Origin of the sequence: Streptomyces sp. NPDC056161 (genome assembly GCF_042268025.1) — a bacterium.
GTDB lineage: Bacteria > Actinomycetota > Actinomycetes > Streptomycetales > Streptomycetaceae > Streptomyces.
The window spans coordinates 143792-160133 of the sequence record NZ_JBHJUV010000015.1; the positions used below are offsets into that span (position 1 = coordinate 143792).

At 74.0% G+C, this 16342-nt stretch carries 13 protein-coding genes and 1 pseudogene; 4 read left to right on the top strand and 10 right to left on the bottom strand.

Annotated elements, in window-relative coordinates; genetic code table 11:
• The first annotated feature begins 50 nt into the window (after positions 1-50).
• A complete protein-coding gene (gene prcB, locus ACFC09_RS16570; protein ID WP_376528334.1) occupies positions 51-905 on the top strand; it encodes a proteasome subunit beta in 855 nt (284 codons plus the stop codon).
• A gap of 268 nt (positions 906-1173) precedes the next feature.
• Here the strand turns inward: prcB and ACFC09_RS16575 are convergent, their stop codons facing one another.
• From ACFC09_RS16575 to ACFC09_RS16595, 5 genes are all read right to left on the bottom strand, one after another.
• Positions 1174-1914, bottom strand: a complete 741-nt coding sequence (locus ACFC09_RS16575) for a response regulator transcription factor (RefSeq protein WP_376528338.1) — start codon at positions 1912-1914, stop codon at positions 1174-1176.
• 32 nt (positions 1915-1946) lie between these two features.
• Complete coding sequence (locus ACFC09_RS16580) at positions 1947-4592, bottom strand: FtsX-like permease family protein (protein ID WP_376528341.1); 2646 nt, start codon at positions 4590-4592, stop codon at positions 1947-1949.
• Positions 4593-4836: 244 nt separating this feature from the next.
• Positions 4837-5499 carry an ABC transporter ATP-binding protein gene (locus ACFC09_RS16585; RefSeq protein ID WP_376528344.1) on the bottom strand — a complete coding sequence of 221 codons (663 nt, stop codon included), beginning with the start codon at positions 5497-5499 and terminating at the stop codon, positions 4837-4839.
• A gap of 89 nt (positions 5500-5588) precedes the next feature.
• A complete protein-coding gene (locus tag ACFC09_RS16590; RefSeq protein ID WP_376528347.1) occupies positions 5589-6305 on the bottom strand; it encodes an ABC transporter ATP-binding protein in 717 nt (238 codons plus the stop codon).
• A 5-nt stretch (positions 6306-6310) separates the two neighbouring features.
• A complete protein-coding gene (locus ACFC09_RS16595; protein ID WP_376528349.1) occupies positions 6311-6916 on the bottom strand; it encodes a hypothetical protein in 606 nt (201 codons plus the stop codon).
• Between the two features lie 167 nt (positions 6917-7083).
• On the opposite strand from ACFC09_RS16595, the gene ACFC09_RS16600 reads away from it, so the two are divergent.
• Together ACFC09_RS16600 and ACFC09_RS16605 are read left to right on the top strand one after the other, a co-directional pair.
• Positions 7084-8376, top strand: a complete 1293-nt coding sequence (locus ACFC09_RS16600) for a histidine kinase dimerization/phospho-acceptor domain-containing protein (protein WP_376528352.1) — start codon at positions 7084-7086, stop codon at positions 8374-8376.
• 154 nt (positions 8377-8530) lie between these two features.
• On the top strand, positions 8531-9358 hold the full coding sequence (locus ACFC09_RS16605; protein ID WP_376528355.1) for a hypothetical protein: 828 nt from the start codon (positions 8531-8533) through the stop codon (positions 9356-9358).
• Between the two features lie 7 nt (positions 9359-9365).
• Here ACFC09_RS16605 and ACFC09_RS16610 read toward each other — a convergent pair whose 3' ends face one another.
• The 5 genes and pseudogenes from ACFC09_RS16610 to ACFC09_RS16630 all read right to left on the bottom strand — a co-directional run bounded on the left by ACFC09_RS16610 (position 9366) and on the right by ACFC09_RS16630 (position 13794).
• Entirely contained in the window at positions 9366-10724 is a 1359-nt protein-coding gene (locus ACFC09_RS16610; protein WP_376528358.1) for a sensor histidine kinase, read from the bottom strand.
• Positions 10721-11398, bottom strand: a complete 678-nt coding sequence (locus ACFC09_RS16615; protein ID WP_376528361.1) for a response regulator transcription factor — start codon at positions 11396-11398, stop codon at positions 10721-10723. Before ACFC09_RS16615 ends, ACFC09_RS16610 begins: the two co-directional genes overlap by 4 nt.
• A 481-nt stretch (positions 11399-11879) precedes the next feature.
• Positions 11880-12539: pseudogene (locus ACFC09_RS16620) on the bottom strand (phosphatase PAP2 family protein); the annotation flags it as partial.
• Positions 12536-13138 carry a phosphatase PAP2 family protein gene (locus ACFC09_RS16625; protein ID WP_376528363.1) on the bottom strand — a complete coding sequence of 201 codons (603 nt, stop codon included), beginning with the start codon at positions 13136-13138 and terminating at the stop codon, positions 12536-12538. The gene ACFC09_RS16625 and the pseudogene ACFC09_RS16620, both read right to left, overlap by 4 nt.
• Positions 13135-13794, bottom strand: coding sequence for a DedA family protein (locus ACFC09_RS16630; RefSeq protein WP_376528366.1), 660 nt, complete (start codon positions 13792-13794; stop codon positions 13135-13137). Before ACFC09_RS16630 ends, ACFC09_RS16625 begins: the two co-directional genes overlap by 4 nt.
• 189 nt (positions 13795-13983) lie before the next feature.
• On the opposite strand from ACFC09_RS16630, the gene efeU reads away from it, so the two are divergent.
• Positions 13984-16320 (top strand): iron uptake transporter permease EfeU, encoded by a 2337-nt coding sequence (efeU, locus tag ACFC09_RS16635; protein WP_376528369.1) that lies wholly within the window; start codon positions 13984-13986, stop codon positions 16318-16320.
• Positions 16321-16342: the final 22 nt, after the last annotated feature.

Consider the following 16342-nt stretch of genomic DNA (forward strand, 5'->3'; position numbering starts at 1 on the left):
GCGCCCGCGACAGGTAGGAACCCCGTTGCCGACGACGAAGGGGGCATGCCATGACAGGAGAGGACACCGGCGGCCGGCTGGGGGCGGAATTCTTCACACCCGGTACCGCGTCCTTCACCGAGTTCCTCGCCGCGCACCGGCCGGAGCTGCTGCCGACGCGCCGCTCCTTCCCGGACGGGGTGCGGGCCGACTCCGACCGGTTCCCGCACGGCACCACGATCCTCGCCCTCGTCTACCGCGACGGCGTACTGATCGCCGGCGACCGCCGGGCCACCCTGGGCAACCTGATCGCCCAGCGCGACCTGGAGAAGGTGCATCCCGCGGACGATCACACGGCGGTGGCCTTCGCGGGCACCGTAGGGCTCGCGCTGGACATGGTGAAGCTCTACCAGGTCGAACTGGCCCACTTCGAAAAGGTGGAGGGCATCCCCATGACCCTGGGCGCCAAGGCGACCCGGCTGGCCGGCCTGATCCGGCAGAACCTCGGCCAGGCCATGCAGGGCCTCGCGGTCGTCCCCCTGCTCGTCGGCTACGACCGGTCCGCGCCCGGCGGCGGACGGGGCCGCATCTTCAGCTTCGACGTGGCCGGCGGCCGCTACGAGAAGTCCGGCTTCCACGCCGAGGGCTCCGGCTCCCCGTACGCCCGTGGCGCGCTGAAGAAACTGTTCCGGCCGGGCATGCCCCGCCGGGAGGCCGCCCTGGCGGCCCTTCAGGCGCTGTACGACGCGGCCGACGACGACTCCGCCACCGGCGGCCCCGACCTCAACCGGCGGATCTTCCCCGTGGTCTCGGTCATCACCGAGGACGGCTTCGAGCGACTGCCCGAGGCCGAGACGGAAGGGCTCAGCCGCGACATGGTCGAGCAGCGCCGCAGCCGCCCGGACGGGCCCGGCGTCGCGCCCTGAGCCGCCTTGAGCCGCCTTGAGCCGCCTTGAGCCGCCTTGAGCCGCCGGGAGCCGCCGGGAGCCGCCGCGCGGGCCCGGCCTGCCACCGGACCCGGCCCGTCGGTCCGTCCGCCCAGGTCGGCCTGCCGTCGGCCGGGTGGCCGGGCGTGCCTGCGCGCCTTCGGGCGTGAGCGTCCTCGGGACTTCGGGCTTTTGGGCCCTGAAGTCCTCCGGTCCCGGGCTTCCGCCTTCGCCTTCGCCTCGGGCCTTCCGCCCTCGGGGGAGGTGCCTACGCCGGATCGGTTTCGAGCCGGTAGCCGTGCCCCCGCAGGGTGGTGATCCGGGGCAGTCGTACCGCACGCGGCACGGACTCGGCCGCGTCGGTGAGCCGGCGGCGCAGGCTCGCCATGGTGACGTCGAGGGTCTTCGTCGACCCGAACCAGTTCTCGTCCCACACCCGCGCCATCAGCGTCTCCCGGGTCACGGCCGTGTCCGCGTACCGGGCGAGCAGCGCCAGCAGGTCGAACTCCTTCGGCCGCAGCGGGACTTCCCTGTCGTCCAGGGTGCAGCGCCGGGCCGGCACGTCGAGGACCAGGTCCCCCAGCAGCACCGGCTCGTCCAGCGGGGCCGCGACGTACCGGCGGCGCAGGTGCGCCCGCAGCCGGGCCAGCAGCACGCTGAGCGTGAACGGCTTGACCAGATAGTCGTCCGCGCCCGCCTCCAGCCCGGCGATCACGTCGATGTCGTCCGTACGGGCGGTGAGGACGACGATCAGCAGATGGGGGAACCGGTCCCGCAGCCTCCGGGCGACGTCGAGGCCGTCCAGATCCGGCAGGCCGAGGTCGAGCAGCAGCGCGTCGTACGGCGCCCGTTCGACCTCGGCCAGCGCACCCGACCCGGTACGGCTCCAGGTCGGCGCGTAGTCGTTGGCGCGCAGCCCGGTCTCCAGATGCCGCCCGATCGTGTCGTCGTCCTCGACGACGAGGACGCGGAAACGGCGGGGGTCCGGTGATACCGCGGGTATGCGCATGTCGGCCAGCGTAGAGGCGGCGGTCCGTGCCCTCATAGCTCGCGGAGTTCCTCCACGGCCGGCCGGCCCGCCTGCCGCACACCGGCCACTGCGGCGGCGAACACCGCCGCCACCGCGGTCAGCGCGCCGAGCGTGAGATAGCCGCCGGGAACCGAGAGCGCGGCGGGCGGCGGGTCGAAGACCCCGGTGAGCACCTTCACCAGCATCTCGGACAGCACCCAGCCGATCAGCGCCCCGCCGGCCAGACCGCCCACCGCGACCAGCGCCGCCTCGGTGAGGACCATGCCGCGCAGCCGGCGCCGGGTGGCGCCCAGCACGGTGGCGACCGCGAACGTCCGGCGCCGCTCGGCCAGCCCCAGCGCCAGCACGAGACCGCCCGCCCCGGCCCCCAGCAGCACCGCGAACACCAGCTCGATCCGGGTCAGCCCGCCCAGGTCGACGGAGGTCAGACTCGTACCGATGGTGCCCCGCGTCTGGGTCAGATCGGTGACCGTGGCATCCGTGCCCACGCGCTGCCGCAGCCGGTCCGCGACCGCCCGCTGCCCGCTGCCGCCGGTGTCGACGAGGAACGCGCCCGTCGCGTCGCTGCCCGTCGCCCGCGCGAGGTAGGAGGCGTTGGCGACGAAGAAGCTGTCCTTCGGCGCGGTCGGGAACTCCTTGACGATCCCGGCGTAGTGGAAGGGGACCGTCCGCAGTGCCTTCGTGCCCGCGTCCTGGATCCGCAGGTTGACCGTGTCACCGGGGGAGAGCTGGAAGTCCGTCACCGTCTCGGCGCTCACCAGCAGGTTGTCGGGCCGCTCGGCCAGTGTCCGCATCAGTTCCCGGGCCGTGCCGCCGGAGAAGTACGCGTCCTGCAACGAGGTCGCCGAGGCGATCGTGTCGGGTCGTACCCCGTACAGGTCCTGAAGGTCCGAGCCGACGTACGCGAACCGGTGCTGGAGCGGCTCGACATGCCGCACCCCGGCGACCCGCAGGGAGTCGGCCGCGGTGGGCGGGACGCCGGCCCCGGGCGGCTCCGTGACGGTGACGTCGGCCCCGTTGGTCAGCCGGGCGTCGATCTCCGCCTGCTGCCGGTAGGTGGCGTTGAAGACCGCGGTGGACACCGCGAACGCCGCCGCCACTGCGAGCAGCACCACGGAACGGGCCAGCGGGCGCCGCCTGCGGGCGAGCATGGCCGCCGTGGTGCCCGCCAGCGTCCCGGTCAACGGGCGGGCGAGCCGCGCGAGCACAGGCCGCCCGTACGTCAGCGCCAGCAGCGTCAGCCGCCACAGCAGCAGCGCCGCCCCGGCCCACAGCAGCGCCGGTCCGAGGAACGCCCAGTACGACACGGAGATGCTCGGCACCCCCTCGGGCGCGAGGACCAGGGCGTACTGATTGCCGGCCAAGGCCCGGAAGACCAGCCAGGCGCCGATCAGCAGCAGGACGTCGACCCCGAAGCGCAGCCACCACGGATTGCGGCCGGCGCGGCCCGGCCGCCGGGCGTCGGCCACGGTCACCGCACGCAGGTCGCGCACCGCCGGAACGAGCACCGCGCCCGCGGCCACCGCGGCACCGAGCGCGAACGCGCCGCCGTACCGGACACCCCAACTGCCCGCCCCGGCACCGAAGGAGGCCGTACCGAAGGCGATCCGGCCGGTCAGCGCGGCGATGCCCAGCCCGGCCAGGCCGCCGACGGCCGCCACCAGCGCCGCCTCCAGGCCCGCGAGCGCCACGATCCGGCCGGGCCGCAGCCCGCGCAGCCGCAGCAGCGCCTGTTCCTGACGGCGCCGTTCGCCGCCCGCGGCGGCGACCGCCGCGGTCAGGGCCGCGGCCAGCACGGCACCGGGCACGCCGAGGAACAGGAACAGCAGTTGCGCGTAGAGCGCGTCCTGCCGGGCCGCGTCCAGGGCCGCCCCCAGGTTGTCGCCGACTACGGCACCGCCCGCGGACCTGGCCTCCAGATTGTGCGCGGCCCGGGTGACCGAGGTGTACGCGGCGGCCGGATCGGCGGGCAGCGCGCCGTCGCGGGCCACATGGATCTGCGTGCCGACGCCGGTGGCGGTCCGGGTCAGCGAGGCGAACTCCGCCGACGGCAGCAGCAGTACGTTGTCCGGGGGCGCCGTCGGCTGGGACTGGGTGGGCGCGCCGACCTTCTGGAACAACTGGTCGGCCTGCGGCAGATCGACGACCCCGGCCACCCGGACCTGGCGCGTACCGCCCGTTCCGGGGAGCTTGACGCCGACCCGGTCGCCGGGCACGACATGCAGGTTGGCGGCCGTCTGCTGGGCCAGCAGCACGCCCGTGTCACTGCCGCTGAGGGTGCGCAGCTCACCGGGGAACGCGGTGCGGTAGCCGTCGGGCAGGCCCAGCACCACGCCGGGCCCGGTGGTCTGCGTGGTGCCCCGCACGGTGGCGGTGAAGCCGCTGCTGGGTGCGAGTCCCACCGGCAGCGCGGTACGCACCCCGGGGGTCGAACGCACCAGGTTCCGTACCGACCCCGGGTCAGCGCCCGGCTCCACCTCGACCTGCCAGTCCACGGCGACGGACCGAACGGCACGCTGCGTCATGGTGGCCTTGGAGGCGGTCAGGAAGGAGCCCAGCGCGGCGATCAGGGCCACGGCGAGGGCGATCCCGGCCGCGGCGGCCAGCAGCCGTCCGGTGCGACGGCGGGCGAGTCCGCCCGCCCAAGAAATGATCATGACGCTCTACCTTCCTGCTTGGGCTGAGCGAGCCATTCGTAGGGTTGGCTCACCCAGGAGGACCGGGTGTGGCTTTCATGACGCTGCCGACCGTGGCTTGGGAGGCTTGGCCGCCCGGCAAGCGGCACGTCCAAGCGGTCCTCGCCCTCGCACGACGCCGCGTGAACGTCATCTGGGCCCTGATCCGTGACCGACGGTGCTACCAAGTCGCACCACCGGTCACCGAGGCGGCTTGACAACAACATTAGGAAGCCTCCTCGGCGACCAGCAGCCGGCCGTCGCGCATGGCACGGCGTGCGCCGAGCCGGGCCGCGACCGCCGGGTCGTGGGTGGTGACGACGAGCGCGGCGCCCGTCCGTTCGGCCGCCGTGAGCAGCGCGTCGAGGACGCGGCCGGCGGTGGTGCGGTCGAGCCGGCCGGTGGGCTCGTCGGCCAGGATCAGCCGGGGCGCCTGGGCGAGCACACGGGCCGCCGCGACCCGCCCGGCCTGCCCGCCGGAGATCTCCTCCGGCAGCCGCTCGGCCAGGTCGTCGGCCGCGACCAGTGCCAGTGCGTCCAGCGCGGCACGCCGTGCCCGTTCCTCGGGCACCCCGGAAAGGACCAGCGGCAGCGCGGTGTTCTCGACGACGTCGAGGGCCGGGATCAGGCTCTCGCTCTGGAACACCAGCCCGATGTCGCGCGGCCCGGCCGACGCGGGCCAGGTCACCGTGCCGCCGGTGGGCCGTTCGAGACCGGCCAGCAGATGCAGCAGCGACGACTTCCCGGAACCCGAGGGCCCCACGATCGCGAGCCGCTGCCCGGCGCGTACGGTCAGCGTGGCACCGTGCACGGCCACCACCGCGTGCGCACCCCGCCCGAAGGTCAGGGCGGCGTCCCGGCACTCGACCAGCACGTCATCCGGCGCCATGGGCCACCTCCCGCCCGCGGGCGGCAGCGCCGTGGACGCCCTGCGCCACGGCGTCGCCGGGTGCGGCGGTCCGCCTCCGTGACCTCACGTCATCCCCTGACATCCGCTACCTCCTCGGGCCGGGACGTGCCCTCCCGGACCTGTCCGTCGTGCAGTTCGATCACCCGGTCCGCGATCCGCACGGCCTGGCCGCTGTGGGTCACCACGAGCACGGCGCAGCCGTCCGCCGCCCGGTCGCGCAGCAGCTCCAGGACCAACCGCTCGGTGTCGCCGTCGAGTTCACCGGTCGGCTCGTCGGCGAGCAGCACCGCCGGATCGTTCGCCAGGGCCACGGCCAGTCCCGCGCGGGCCAGTTCCCCGCCGGACAACTGCCGGGGCAGCGCCTGCGCCCGGTGTCCGAGCCCGACCCGCTCCAGCAGCCGGCCGGCGGACGCCGCCGGCCGGCCGCGCACGGCGCTCTGGGCCAGCCGCACATTGTCCAGGGCGCTCAGGTGGGGCAGCAGATTGCGGGACTGCAACAGGACACCGACGTGCTGGGCGCGCAGCCGGGCGCGTTCGCTCTCCGGCCGGTGGCTGATGCGCACCCCGGCCACCCGGACCTCCCCGCCGGACGGCTCGTCCAGCCCGGCCAGGCACGCCAGCAGCGTCGACTTGCCCGAACCCGACGGCCCCACCACGGCGACCGTCTCGCCCCGGCGCACCCGCAGCGACACCCCGCGCAGGGCCGGCGTCTCCTCCTCACCCGCCCGGAAGAACCGGTACAGCTCACGGGCGGTGAGGGCGTCCTCCGGCCGTTCGGCGGTCATCCCGCTCACCGCCACGTGAAGGAGTCGGTGACGATCCGCCACGGGTCCACGTTGTCCGCGCCGACCGGGCCGGAGAGCGTCAGATCCACTTCGCGGCCGGCGCGGTGGAAGGCGTACCGCTCGAACGCGTCCCGCACGACCTTCCCGGTCACCGGGTCCGTGGCGGAGTCACCCTGGTACGTGAGCCGGACGGCCTGCCCGCCCTTGCGGCTGACCTGCGACACCTCGGCGGAGGCGAACTTGGGCACCTGTCCGCGCAGCCGCGGCACCACCTCCTTGCCGACCGAGGCGACGGTCGGTGCCGCGGCGGCGGTCGTCTCCGTGATCCGGACGGTGTTCAGCTTGTCCGTGTAGACCGTGTCGGCGCCCTGCGTGCCGCGGGCCCATCCCTCGGGCACCCGCACCGTGAATCCGTTGCCCTGGAAAGCGACGTACGCCTGGTTGTCGGGGATGTCGCCGGGCGGGTTGGACTCGGTGGGAGGCGGCGCCGAGGGGGCGTGGGCCGACCCCTGCCGCGCGGGCGGTGCGGCGGCCCCCGTGGAGCATCCGACGCCGGTCACCCCCACCACCAGCGTGAACGAGACGACGGCGAGACTGCGTGCGCGTGTCATGGCCACTGCCCTCCTGGGCCGTTCTCCGGGGCCGCCCGCGAACCGGGCGGCCGTGGCCACGACGCTAGGAGCGGGCCGGTTAACGCACTGACCGGCGCGGGTTAGACGACGGCAAAAGCCTGCTGCGGCCCCCCTGCGGCCCTGCCGCGTCCCGCATGATGAGGAGCATGAGACAACGCGTGGTGCGGGTGGCCCTCACCGCCGTCCTGGTCGCCCTGGTCCTGCTCGCGGTCCCGCTCGCCCTCGCGATCAGATCGTCCTTGTACGCCGGCCAGCGCGACGCCCTGGAGCGCGCGGCGCTGTCCGCCGCGGTGCGGGTCAGCCCGGACTACACCGCCGGCGATCCCGTGGAACTGCCCGCGCCGCACCCGGGGGAGCGCATCGGCCTCTACGATCCGCGGCTCGGGCTGCGCGAGGGCACCGGACCCGCCACCGGCGACCCGGCCGTCCGGCGGGCGCTCGGGGCCGTGGTCGCGCGCACCGGCACCGGCGGCGAACTGGTCGTCGCCGTCCCCGTCTCCCACGCCGAGCAGGTCATCGGCGTCGTACGGGCCGCCTCGCCGGTCTCCGCGGTACGCGGCCGGATCCTGCTGGGCTGGGCCGCCCTGGCCGGGGCCTGCGCCCTCGCCCTGGCCGTCGCCGTCCTCGTCGCCCGACGCCAGGCGCGAGCGCTCGCCGCCCCGCTGGAACACCTCTCCCGGCACTGCCGTGCCGTCACCGCGGGCGACCTCAGTGCCAGGGCCGCGCCCAGCAGCATCGCCGAGGTCGACCAGGTCGCCCGCACCCACAACGAGATGCTGCACGGCCTGACCGAACTGCTGCGCCACGAACGGGACTTCACCGCCAACGCCTCCCACCAACTGCGCACCCCGCTGACCGGTCTGCAACTCGCCCTGGAGGCCGGCCTCGGCCAGGACGACGCGCGGCTGCGTCCGGTCCTGCGGGAGGCCCTGGACACCTCCCGGCGGCTGCACCGCACGGTCGAGGAGGTACTGCGGCTCGCGCGCGCCCATGGCCTGCACCGCCCACCGCTCCCGGACCGGCCGGCGCGCCGGCTGCTGCGGGAGGCCGAGGAACACTGGCACGGGCCGCTCGCCCGCGACGGACGCCGCCTGGTCTGCGCCGCCCGGGACGTACCCGAGGAGGCGCTGGTGCCCGGCGCGCCGGTCGCCGAGATCCTCGGCGTGCTCCTGGACAACGCCCGGGTCCACGGCTGCGGCACGGTACGGCTCACCGTGCGCGACCTCGGCGACGCGCTCGCCTTCGACGTCGCCGACGAGGGCACCGTCACCGGGGACGGGACGCGGCTGTTCGAACGCGGGCACACCGGCGGCACCGGGTCCGGCATCGGACTCGCGCTCGCCCGCGACCTGGCCCTCTCGCTCGACGGCAGGCTCTCCCTCACCCGCCCTGCGCCCACCACCTTCACCCTGCTGGTGCCCCTCGGGCCGGCCGGCTGACCGGTGGTGGCCCAACGGGCTGTGACCGGTGGTGGCCCAACGGGCTGTGACCGGTGGTGGCCCGACGGGCTGTGACCGGTGGCGGCACACCGGACGGCGACCGGCGGCGAGCGGTCAGGATGCGTTCAGGCGCCCGGTGACACCGTCGGGCCCCATGACATCAGAGACCTCCCCGACCCCTGCGGCCGACACCGCGGACGCGGCGCCCGGCCGCCGGCCGCGCTGGAACAAGGTGCCCGAAGTCACCGTCTACTTCTGGGTGATCAAGGTGCTGTGCACCACCGTCGGCGAGACCGCGGCCGACCTGCTCAACGAGAAGGCGGGCCTCGGCCTGACCGGTGTGTCGGTGCTCATGAGCGCGCTGCTCGCGGTCGTGCTCGTCGTGCAGTTCCGCACCCGGGCCTACCGGGCCGGCGTGTACTGGACGGCCGTCGCCCTGATCAGCGTCGTCGGCACACTCATCAGCGACAACCTCACCGACAACATGGGCGTGCCGCTGACGACGAGCACCACGGTGTTCGCGGTCCTCCTCGCGGTCACCTTCGCCCTCTGGTACCGCCGCGAGCGGACCCTGTCGATCCACAGCATCGACACCGGTGCCCGCGAGGCTTTCTACTGGCTCGCCGTGCTGTTCACCTTCGCCCTCGGCACCGCGGCCGGCGACCTGGTGTCCGAGCGCATGAACCTCGGCTACTGGCTGTCCGCCGTACTGTTCGCCCTCGCCATCGCGGCGGTCGGCGTCGCGCACTTCGCGCTCGGCCTCGACGTCGTCCTGAGCTTCTGGATCGCCTACATCCTCACCCGCCCGCTCGGGGCCTCCGTCGGCGACTACCTCTCGCAGCCGACCGGCGACGGCGGGCTGGGCCTGGGCACCGTGGTGACCAGCGTGCTGTTCCTCGCGGTCATCCTCGGCCTGGTCGGGTACCTCACGGTGAGCCGCAAGGACGTCACCGAGCAGCGGGCCGTGCGTCCGACCGCGTGAGCCGTCCCTATCCGGCGGGCAGCGTCACCACGAAACGCGCCCCGGGGGCGTGTTCCGGGTCGAAGGACACCTCACCGCCGGCGGAACGGGCCAGGCGCCGCGCGAGCGGCAGCCCGAGGCCCGCTCCGCCGTGCCCGTCCGAGGGATCGGCGCGCCGGCCCGGCTGGAAGAGGCGGTCCGTGAACGACTCCGGTACGCCCGGACCGTCGTCCGCGACGTCGACGCACACCGCGCCCGCCGTCGGACGGGCGGTGACCGTGACGTCGGCGCGGGCATAGCGCAGCGCGTTGGCGACGAGCGGGCTGACGATCCGTTCCAGCAGCGCGGACTGCACCCCGGCCCGCAGCGGCAGGTCGGGACCGCAGACCATGATCCGTATCCCGTCGGGCGGGTCCAGGGCCGCGGTCAGACGACGCAGCGCGGGCAGTACGTCGGCCGTGCCGGGGGCCGGACCGAGACCGTCGCGGGCCTCGTCGAGCAGGGTGTCGCAGATGGTGCGCATCGACTGGGCGGCCTCGGCGATCACGTCGTGGGCCGCCCGGGTCTCGGCCGGCGACCGCGGCCGGGCACGCCACCAGTCCACCTCGGCGACGATCCGGCTCAGCGGCGTCCGCAACTCGTGCGACAACTCCCCGGTGAGCTGCCGCTCGTGCCGCAGCACCGCCCGTATGCGGTCGAGCAGGGCGTCCAACGAGGCGCCGAGCCCGGCGAGTTCGGCCGGCCGCCCGACGTCGCCGAACCGCTCGTCGGAGGCCGTGGCGCTCCACTGCGCCGCCTGGTCCGTCATCGTGCGCACCGGCCGCAGCGCCCGGCCGACCGCCAGCCGGGTCAGACCGTAGGTGCAGGCGAGCATGAGGACGTCCAGGGCGAAGGAGCCCAGCAGCAGCGTCTCGGCGGAACTGCGGTACGGCGACAGGTCCAGGGCCGTGACGACCGTGGCGGCCTTCGCTCCGGCGCCGGGGACCGGTTCGGCGCACAGCCGGACCGGATCGGGCCCGTCCACGGTGGCACAGCCCCGGCCGCGGCGGGCCAGCGCCCCGGCCGCCCCGGTGAGGGCGCCGGCGCGGGTCGCGGACGCCGGGCGTTCGAGCAGCCGCCGGCCCGCGTAGATCCACACATTGGTGTCCAGGGGCGCGTCGTTGGCGGTCTCCAGGACCCGTACCGTCCCGCCGCGGACGTCGACGGTGCCGGCGACGGCCGCCGCCCGGGTGCGCAGTTCGTCGTCGGCCTCGTGCTGGAGGCGGTGCCGGGCCACGGTGTTGAAGGCCACGGTGAGGATCACCATCAGCAGCGCGGCCGTCGTCAGCGCGATCAGCGACAGCCGGCCACGCAGGGTCCGCGGCGCCCACCGGAACGGGATCCTCATACGAGCCGGTGGCCGATCCCGCGCGCGGTGGCGACCGTCAGCCCGCTGCCCGCCGCCCGCAGTTTGCGCCGCAGCCGGGTCAGGTACTGGTCGAGGGTGTTGTCACTCACCCGTGCTCCTTCCGGCCAGCCCGCCCTGACCAGTTCGCGGCGGCGCACGATCTCGCCGCTCGCGGCGACGAGCGCCGCTAGCAGCCGGAACTCCGTCGGGGTGAGCGCGATCCGGGCGCCGTCCACGGTGGCGCCGTACCGTACGGGGTCCAGGACCAGACCGCCCGCCGTGGCGGCGGCCGGCGGGAATGCGGCCCGCGGTGCGCAGCGCTTGAGCAGGGCCCGCAGCCGGGCGGCGAGTTCGCTGAGGTGGAAGGGCTTGGGCAGGTAGTCGTCGCCGCCCGCGGAGAACCCTGACAACCGGTCCGTCAGACCGTGCCGCGCCGTCAGGAAGATGACGGGGGCGAGGAATCCGCCCGCGCGCATCGCCTGGCACACGTCCCGGCCGTCCGCGTCGGGCAGCCCGACGTCCAGCACCGCCGCGGCCACGTCGGGCGTCGCCAGCCGCAGTGCCATGGCGCCGTCCGCGGCGGTCACCGTCTCGAAGTCCTCGTCGTGCAGGCCGCGCCGCAGGACGTCACGCAGGGCGTGATCGTCCTCGACGACCAGGATCTTGGGCCGCATGTTCCTCCGCCGGCGCTTCCGCCGCATCCGTTGTGTCCACGGAACCGGCCGTGCGCGGCGCTCCGGCCGCCTCGGTCGTTCCGGTCGTTCCGCTTGTGTCGCTCGGTCCGGTTGTTCCGGTTGTTCCGGTCGTTCCGGTCGTGCGGGTTGTTCCGGTCGCCTCCGCCGTGCCGGTCGGCTCGCCCGCAGCGGCCGTGTGACGGGTATCCGTGGCGTCCGTAGCATGCGGAACGTCCGCCGCCGTGCCCGCCGTGCCCGCCGCGTCGGCCGTGCCCGTGATGCCCGGTGTGCTGGTCGTGCGCGGATTCCTCGGCGTACCCGGTACGTCCGGGGTGGCCGATGCCTCCGGCGTACCGGCTGCCGCGCTCCTCGCGTCCGGCGTTCCCGCCGTCCTCGTCGTCCTTGTCGTCCTTGTCGTCCTTGTCGTCCTTGACGCTCCCGGCGTACCGGCCAGGTCCGACGCGTTCGCGGCGCCCCGGGTGCTCGGGGCGCTCGTCATGAACCGTGCGGGCAGCCACCAGGCCGCCGCGCACAGACAGAATCCGAGCCAGCCGACGCTGAACAGCCAGCCGCCGAGCACGTCGGTGAACCAGTGCACGCCCAGATAGACCCGGGTGAGCCCGACCAGTACGCCCCAGCAGCCGACGGCGAGGCACAGCGGAGTCCTGCCGCGCGGCGCGCGCAGACAGATCGCGAGGACCAGCAGCCCGGCGGTGAGGGCCGCCGTGGTGCTGTGGCCCGAGGGGTAGGACCAGCCCGAGGCGTGGGTCAGCCAGTCGGACCGCGGCGGGCGGGCCCGCGCGATCAGTTCCATGACGCCGTAGCGCGCGGCCTGCCCCGCGCCGAGGCAGGCCGCGCCGAGCAGCGCGGCCGCCAGCCGCTGTCGCGCGGTGCGCCCCGCGAGCAGCCCGGCCGACAGGACCAGGGCGTACGGCACCACGCCCGTGCCGGTGGCGGTCAGCCCACGGGCCACGGCCACCGCCACGGCCGGACGGTGGCCCAGGGACCAGTGCAGCAGGCCGTCGTCGAGGAACTGCGGAGCGCCGTGGGCGCCGGCCACGATCAGGGTCAGCACCCCGAAGGCGGCCCAGGCGCCGAGACCGGTGCTGCCGGCCGGTTCGGTGATGCCCTTGCGGTTCATGACACCAGGAGCGGGCGCAGCCAGGTCGTCGACAGCCGCCCGGCGAGTCCTCTCGGCCATCGCCGCAGCACTGTCATCGACGCGAGCGCGACGAGTCCGCCGACCACGACCCCCGCGAGGACGTCATGCGGATAGTGCACCCCTATCCACACACGGGAGGCCCCCATGCCGACCGCCGCCACGGCGGCCACCGCGCCCAGCCGTCTGGAGACGAAGCAGAGCGCCACCGCCGCGGCGGCCGCTATCGCGGCGTGATTGCTCGGGAACGACCAGTCGCCCGGCGCCGGACACGCCTCAAGCGTGCTGACCCGCAGGCTCTGGCACGGGCGGTTCTCCGCCACCAGAGATTTGAGGCCGGTGTCCACGGCGAAGGCCACCAGCACGATCACCGGAACGACCAGCGCCGTCATGGCCGCCGTCGCTCCCTCACGGCGTGCGCGCCACCAGCCGACCGCCATCAGCACCGCGAAGACGGCCAGACCGTAGGCCGACCACGCCGTCACCGCGCCGTTGAACCAGCCGGGCGCGTGGTGCGCCCAGCCCACCACGTCCTTGTACGCCGCACCGTCCACCGCCGAACCCGTGAGTGCCAGGATCATCGGGCCTCCTTCGCCGCCTTGCGCGAGCGCAGCACCTCGGCGGCGAGCGGGATCAGGGACAGGACCACGATCACCGCGATCAGCGGCAGCAGGTACTTGTCGATGTTCGGGACGGAGGAGCCCAGCGCATACCCGGCGAGCGTCAGCCCGACGCTCCACACCAGGCCGCCGATCACCTGCCACACAATGAACGTCCGGGCGGGCACGCCGAGTGCCCCGGCCATCGGATTGAGCACCGTACGCACCACGGGCACGAACCGGGCGAGGACGATCGCCTTCGCGTGGCCGTAGCGGTCGAGCAGTTCCTCGGCGCGCTGCGCGCCTTCCCGCAACCGCGCCGAGCGGCTGCGCGCGAGCAGGGGGCGGCCCGCCTTGCGGCCCAGCAGATAGCCGCACTGCGAGCCGGCCAGCGCCCCCACCGCGGCGGCGACGAGCAGCGGCCCCAGGGACAGCCGCAGCCCCTGGTCGGCCGTACCGGTGCACAGCAGGCCCGCCGTGAACAGCAGCGAATCGCCCGGCAGGAAGAATCCGATCAGCAGCCCCGTCTCGGCGAAGAGGACCACACCGACGCCCAGCACGCCGAAGGCGGCCAGCAGCGAGTGGGCATCCAGCACGTTGACAGCGAGCTGCGACGACAGGTGTGGGGGAGGGATCAAGGTCGCGCCCTTTCGGTGACTACATATCTGTAGACGGTCTACTGAACTGTAGACGATCGGCGCGCGTTCCGCGTTCCCGGCTTTTGCCGCTCCATTGCCGGTTCGTGACCTGATGACTACATCCGTGTAGTCATCATGGTCGACGAAGGTAAGGCATGCCTTCGCTAACCAGGGAAGGGGCCGCAGGGCATGTGGGACGACGCGTTTCCGAGTTTCCTGATCGGACTGAGGGAGGGGCTCGAAGCCGGACTCATCGTCTCCATTCTGGTCGCCACCCTGGTTCGGGCGGACGCCAGGTCGCGATTGCCGCAGGTGTGGACCGGCGTCCTCGCGGCCGTCGCGCTGGCGATGAGCTTCGGCGCCGTTCTCACGTTCACCGCCGCGTCCCTCTCCGCGACCGCCCAAGAGGCGTTCGGCGGCACCCTCAGCGTGATCGCCGTCGCGTTCGTCACCGCCATGGTGTTCTGGATGCGCCGCTCCGCCCGCAGCCTCTCGGGCGAGATCAAGGAGAAGGTCACCGGCGCGCTCGCCATGGGCGCGGGGATGCTGGTCGTCACCTCCTTCCTCGCGGTGGGCCGCGAGGGTCTGGAGACGGCCCTGTTCCTGTGGACCACCGCCCAGGCCGCCGGCGAGTCGGCGGGGCCGCTGACCGGTGCGGCCATCGGTCTGGTCCTCGCGGCGGGCCTGTGCTGGGGTCTGTACCGCCGGGTCCTGAAGATCAACCTGACGAAGTTCTTCACCGCCACCGGCGTCGTCCTCATCGTGATCGCGGCCGGTGTCCTCGGCTACGGTCTGCGCGACCTCCAGGAGGGCGGCGTCCTGCCCGGGAGCACGGCGTACGCCGTGGACCTCGGCGGCAGCATCGATGCCGGCGCCTGGTACAGCACCCTGGTGCAGGGCGTGTTCAACCTGACGCCCACCATGACCTGGCTCCAGACGGCCGCCTATGTGGTCTATCTCGCCGTGGTGATGACCCTGTTCGTACGCGGGGTACGCGCCGGCGCGGCCAAGCCGGCCGCACCCAGGCGGACCGCCCCCGAGCCGACCGCGGCCCAGCCGACCTCGTGGACCTCGTCGATCACATCAACCGCCTCAACCGCCTCGACCGCCTCGACCGCCTCGACCGCGTCGACCGAGTCATCCGAGTCGTCTGCGTCGTCTGCGTCGCCCCGGTCGTCCCAGTCCTCCGGGCCGTCCGCGACCGAGCAGGCCGAGCCGCAGTCGGCCGCGTCCGAGGCGGTCGGCGAGCCCGACCCCGTCGACCCCGCGCAGTCCGACCCCGCCGAAGTCCCCGACCCCGCCGATCCCGCGCGGCCCGAGCCCGCCGAACCCGAGTCGCAGCCCGCCCGGGTGCCGGCCGCCGCCCGTCGCCGGCCGGCCTGGGTGATCCCGGTCGCCGTCGTCGCCGTACCCGCGGTCGTCGCGGGTCTGGTCGTCGCCCTGGGCCGTCCCAAGCCCGCCGGCGACCAGACCGTCGCCGTCTCCGAGACCGAGTGCGGCAAGGGCTTCGCCGCCCCGAAACCCGGCCGGCAGACCTTCCAGATGCACAACACCGGAAGCAAGACCTCCGAGGTATACCTCATCGACCCGGCCTCCAACGCGGTCTACGGCGAGATCGAGGGCCTGGCACCCGGCACCACCCGCGCCCTGGTCGCCACGGTCGCGGGCGGCACGTACGCCTGGCGCTGTGTCCCGAGCACCGGCCGGGCGGTCACCTCCGAACCGGTCAGCGTCAGCGGCGGCGGATCGGCCAAGGCGGTCGTACCGGTCTCGGCGAGCGACCTCACCGGACCCCTGAAGGCATACCGGCAGTACGTCGACCAGGGCCTGGCCACGCTCGTCACGCAGACCGGCACACTGAGCGCCGACATCGCGGGCGGCGATCTCGACCGGGCCCGTGCCGACTGGCTGACCGCCCACCTCACCTACTCCTCCCTCGGCGCCGCCTACGGCACCTTCGCCGACTACGCCCAGCGGATCGACGGCCGGGCCGACGGCCTGGCGGGCGGCGTGCAGGACCAGGACTTCACCGGCTTCCACCGGATCGAGTACGGGCTGTGGCACGGGCAGTCCGCCGACCAGCTCGCAGCGCCCGCCCAACAACTCGCCGACGCCGTCGCGGGCCTGCGCAAGGCGTTCCCCACCCAGGACTTCGACCCGGGCGACCTGCCGCTGCGCGCCCACGAGATCCTGGAGAACACCCTCCAGTTCGAGCTGACCGGCGACACCGACGAGGGCAGCGGCACCAACCTCGCCACCGCGGACGCTAATCTCGACGGCACCCGGGAACTGCTCAGCCTGCTCCGGCCGTTGCTGACCAGCCGGTCACCGAAGCTGCTGCCCACGGTCGACGCGGACATCGCCCGCGTCCAGCAACTCCTGGACGCAGCCCACCAGGATGCGCGGTGGACGCCCGTCGCACAGCTCGACGCGACGGCCCGGGCCCGCCTCGACGGCGCCACCGGCCAACTCCTGGAGGATCTGGCGCCGATCCCGGACCTGCTGGAGATCCGGAAGGCCGCCTGATGACCACCGAGCGCCCGCACGG

Bases quoted from the DNA above. Each gene is read 5' to 3' on its own strand.
- prcB (WP_376528334.1), top strand. From the start codon at position 51: ATGACAGGAGAGGACACCGGCGGCCGGCTGGGGGCGGAATTCTTCACA.
- ACFC09_RS16575 (WP_376528338.1), bottom strand. From the start codon at position 1,914: ATGCGCATACCCGCGGTATCACCGGACCCCCGCCGTTTCCGCGTCCTC.
- ACFC09_RS16580 (WP_376528341.1), bottom strand. From the start codon at position 4,592: ATGATCATTTCTTGGGCGGGCGGACTCGCCCGCCGTCGCACCGGACGG.
- ACFC09_RS16585 (WP_376528344.1), bottom strand. From the start codon at position 5,499: ATGGCGCCGGATGACGTGCTGGTCGAGTGCCGGGACGCCGCCCTGACC.
- ACFC09_RS16590 (WP_376528347.1), bottom strand. From the start codon at position 6,305: ATGACCGCCGAACGGCCGGAGGACGCCCTCACCGCCCGTGAGCTGTAC.
- ACFC09_RS16595 (WP_376528349.1), bottom strand. From the start codon at position 6,916: ATGACACGCGCACGCAGTCTCGCCGTCGTCTCGTTCACGCTGGTGGTG.
- ACFC09_RS16600 (WP_376528352.1), top strand. From the start codon at position 7,084: ATGAGACAACGCGTGGTGCGGGTGGCCCTCACCGCCGTCCTGGTCGCC.
- ACFC09_RS16605 (WP_376528355.1), top strand. From the start codon at position 8,531: ATGACATCAGAGACCTCCCCGACCCCTGCGGCCGACACCGCGGACGCG.
- ACFC09_RS16610 (WP_376528358.1), bottom strand. From the start codon at position 10,724: ATGAGGATCCCGTTCCGGTGGGCGCCGCGGACCCTGCGTGGCCGGCTG.
- ACFC09_RS16615 (WP_376528361.1), bottom strand. From the start codon at position 11,398: ATGCGGCCCAAGATCCTGGTCGTCGAGGACGATCACGCCCTGCGTGAC.
- ACFC09_RS16625 (WP_376528363.1), bottom strand. From the start codon at position 13,138: ATGATCCTGGCACTCACGGGTTCGGCGGTGGACGGTGCGGCGTACAAG.
- efeU (WP_376528369.1), top strand. From the start codon at position 13,984: ATGTGGGACGACGCGTTTCCGAGTTTCCTGATCGGACTGAGGGAGGGG.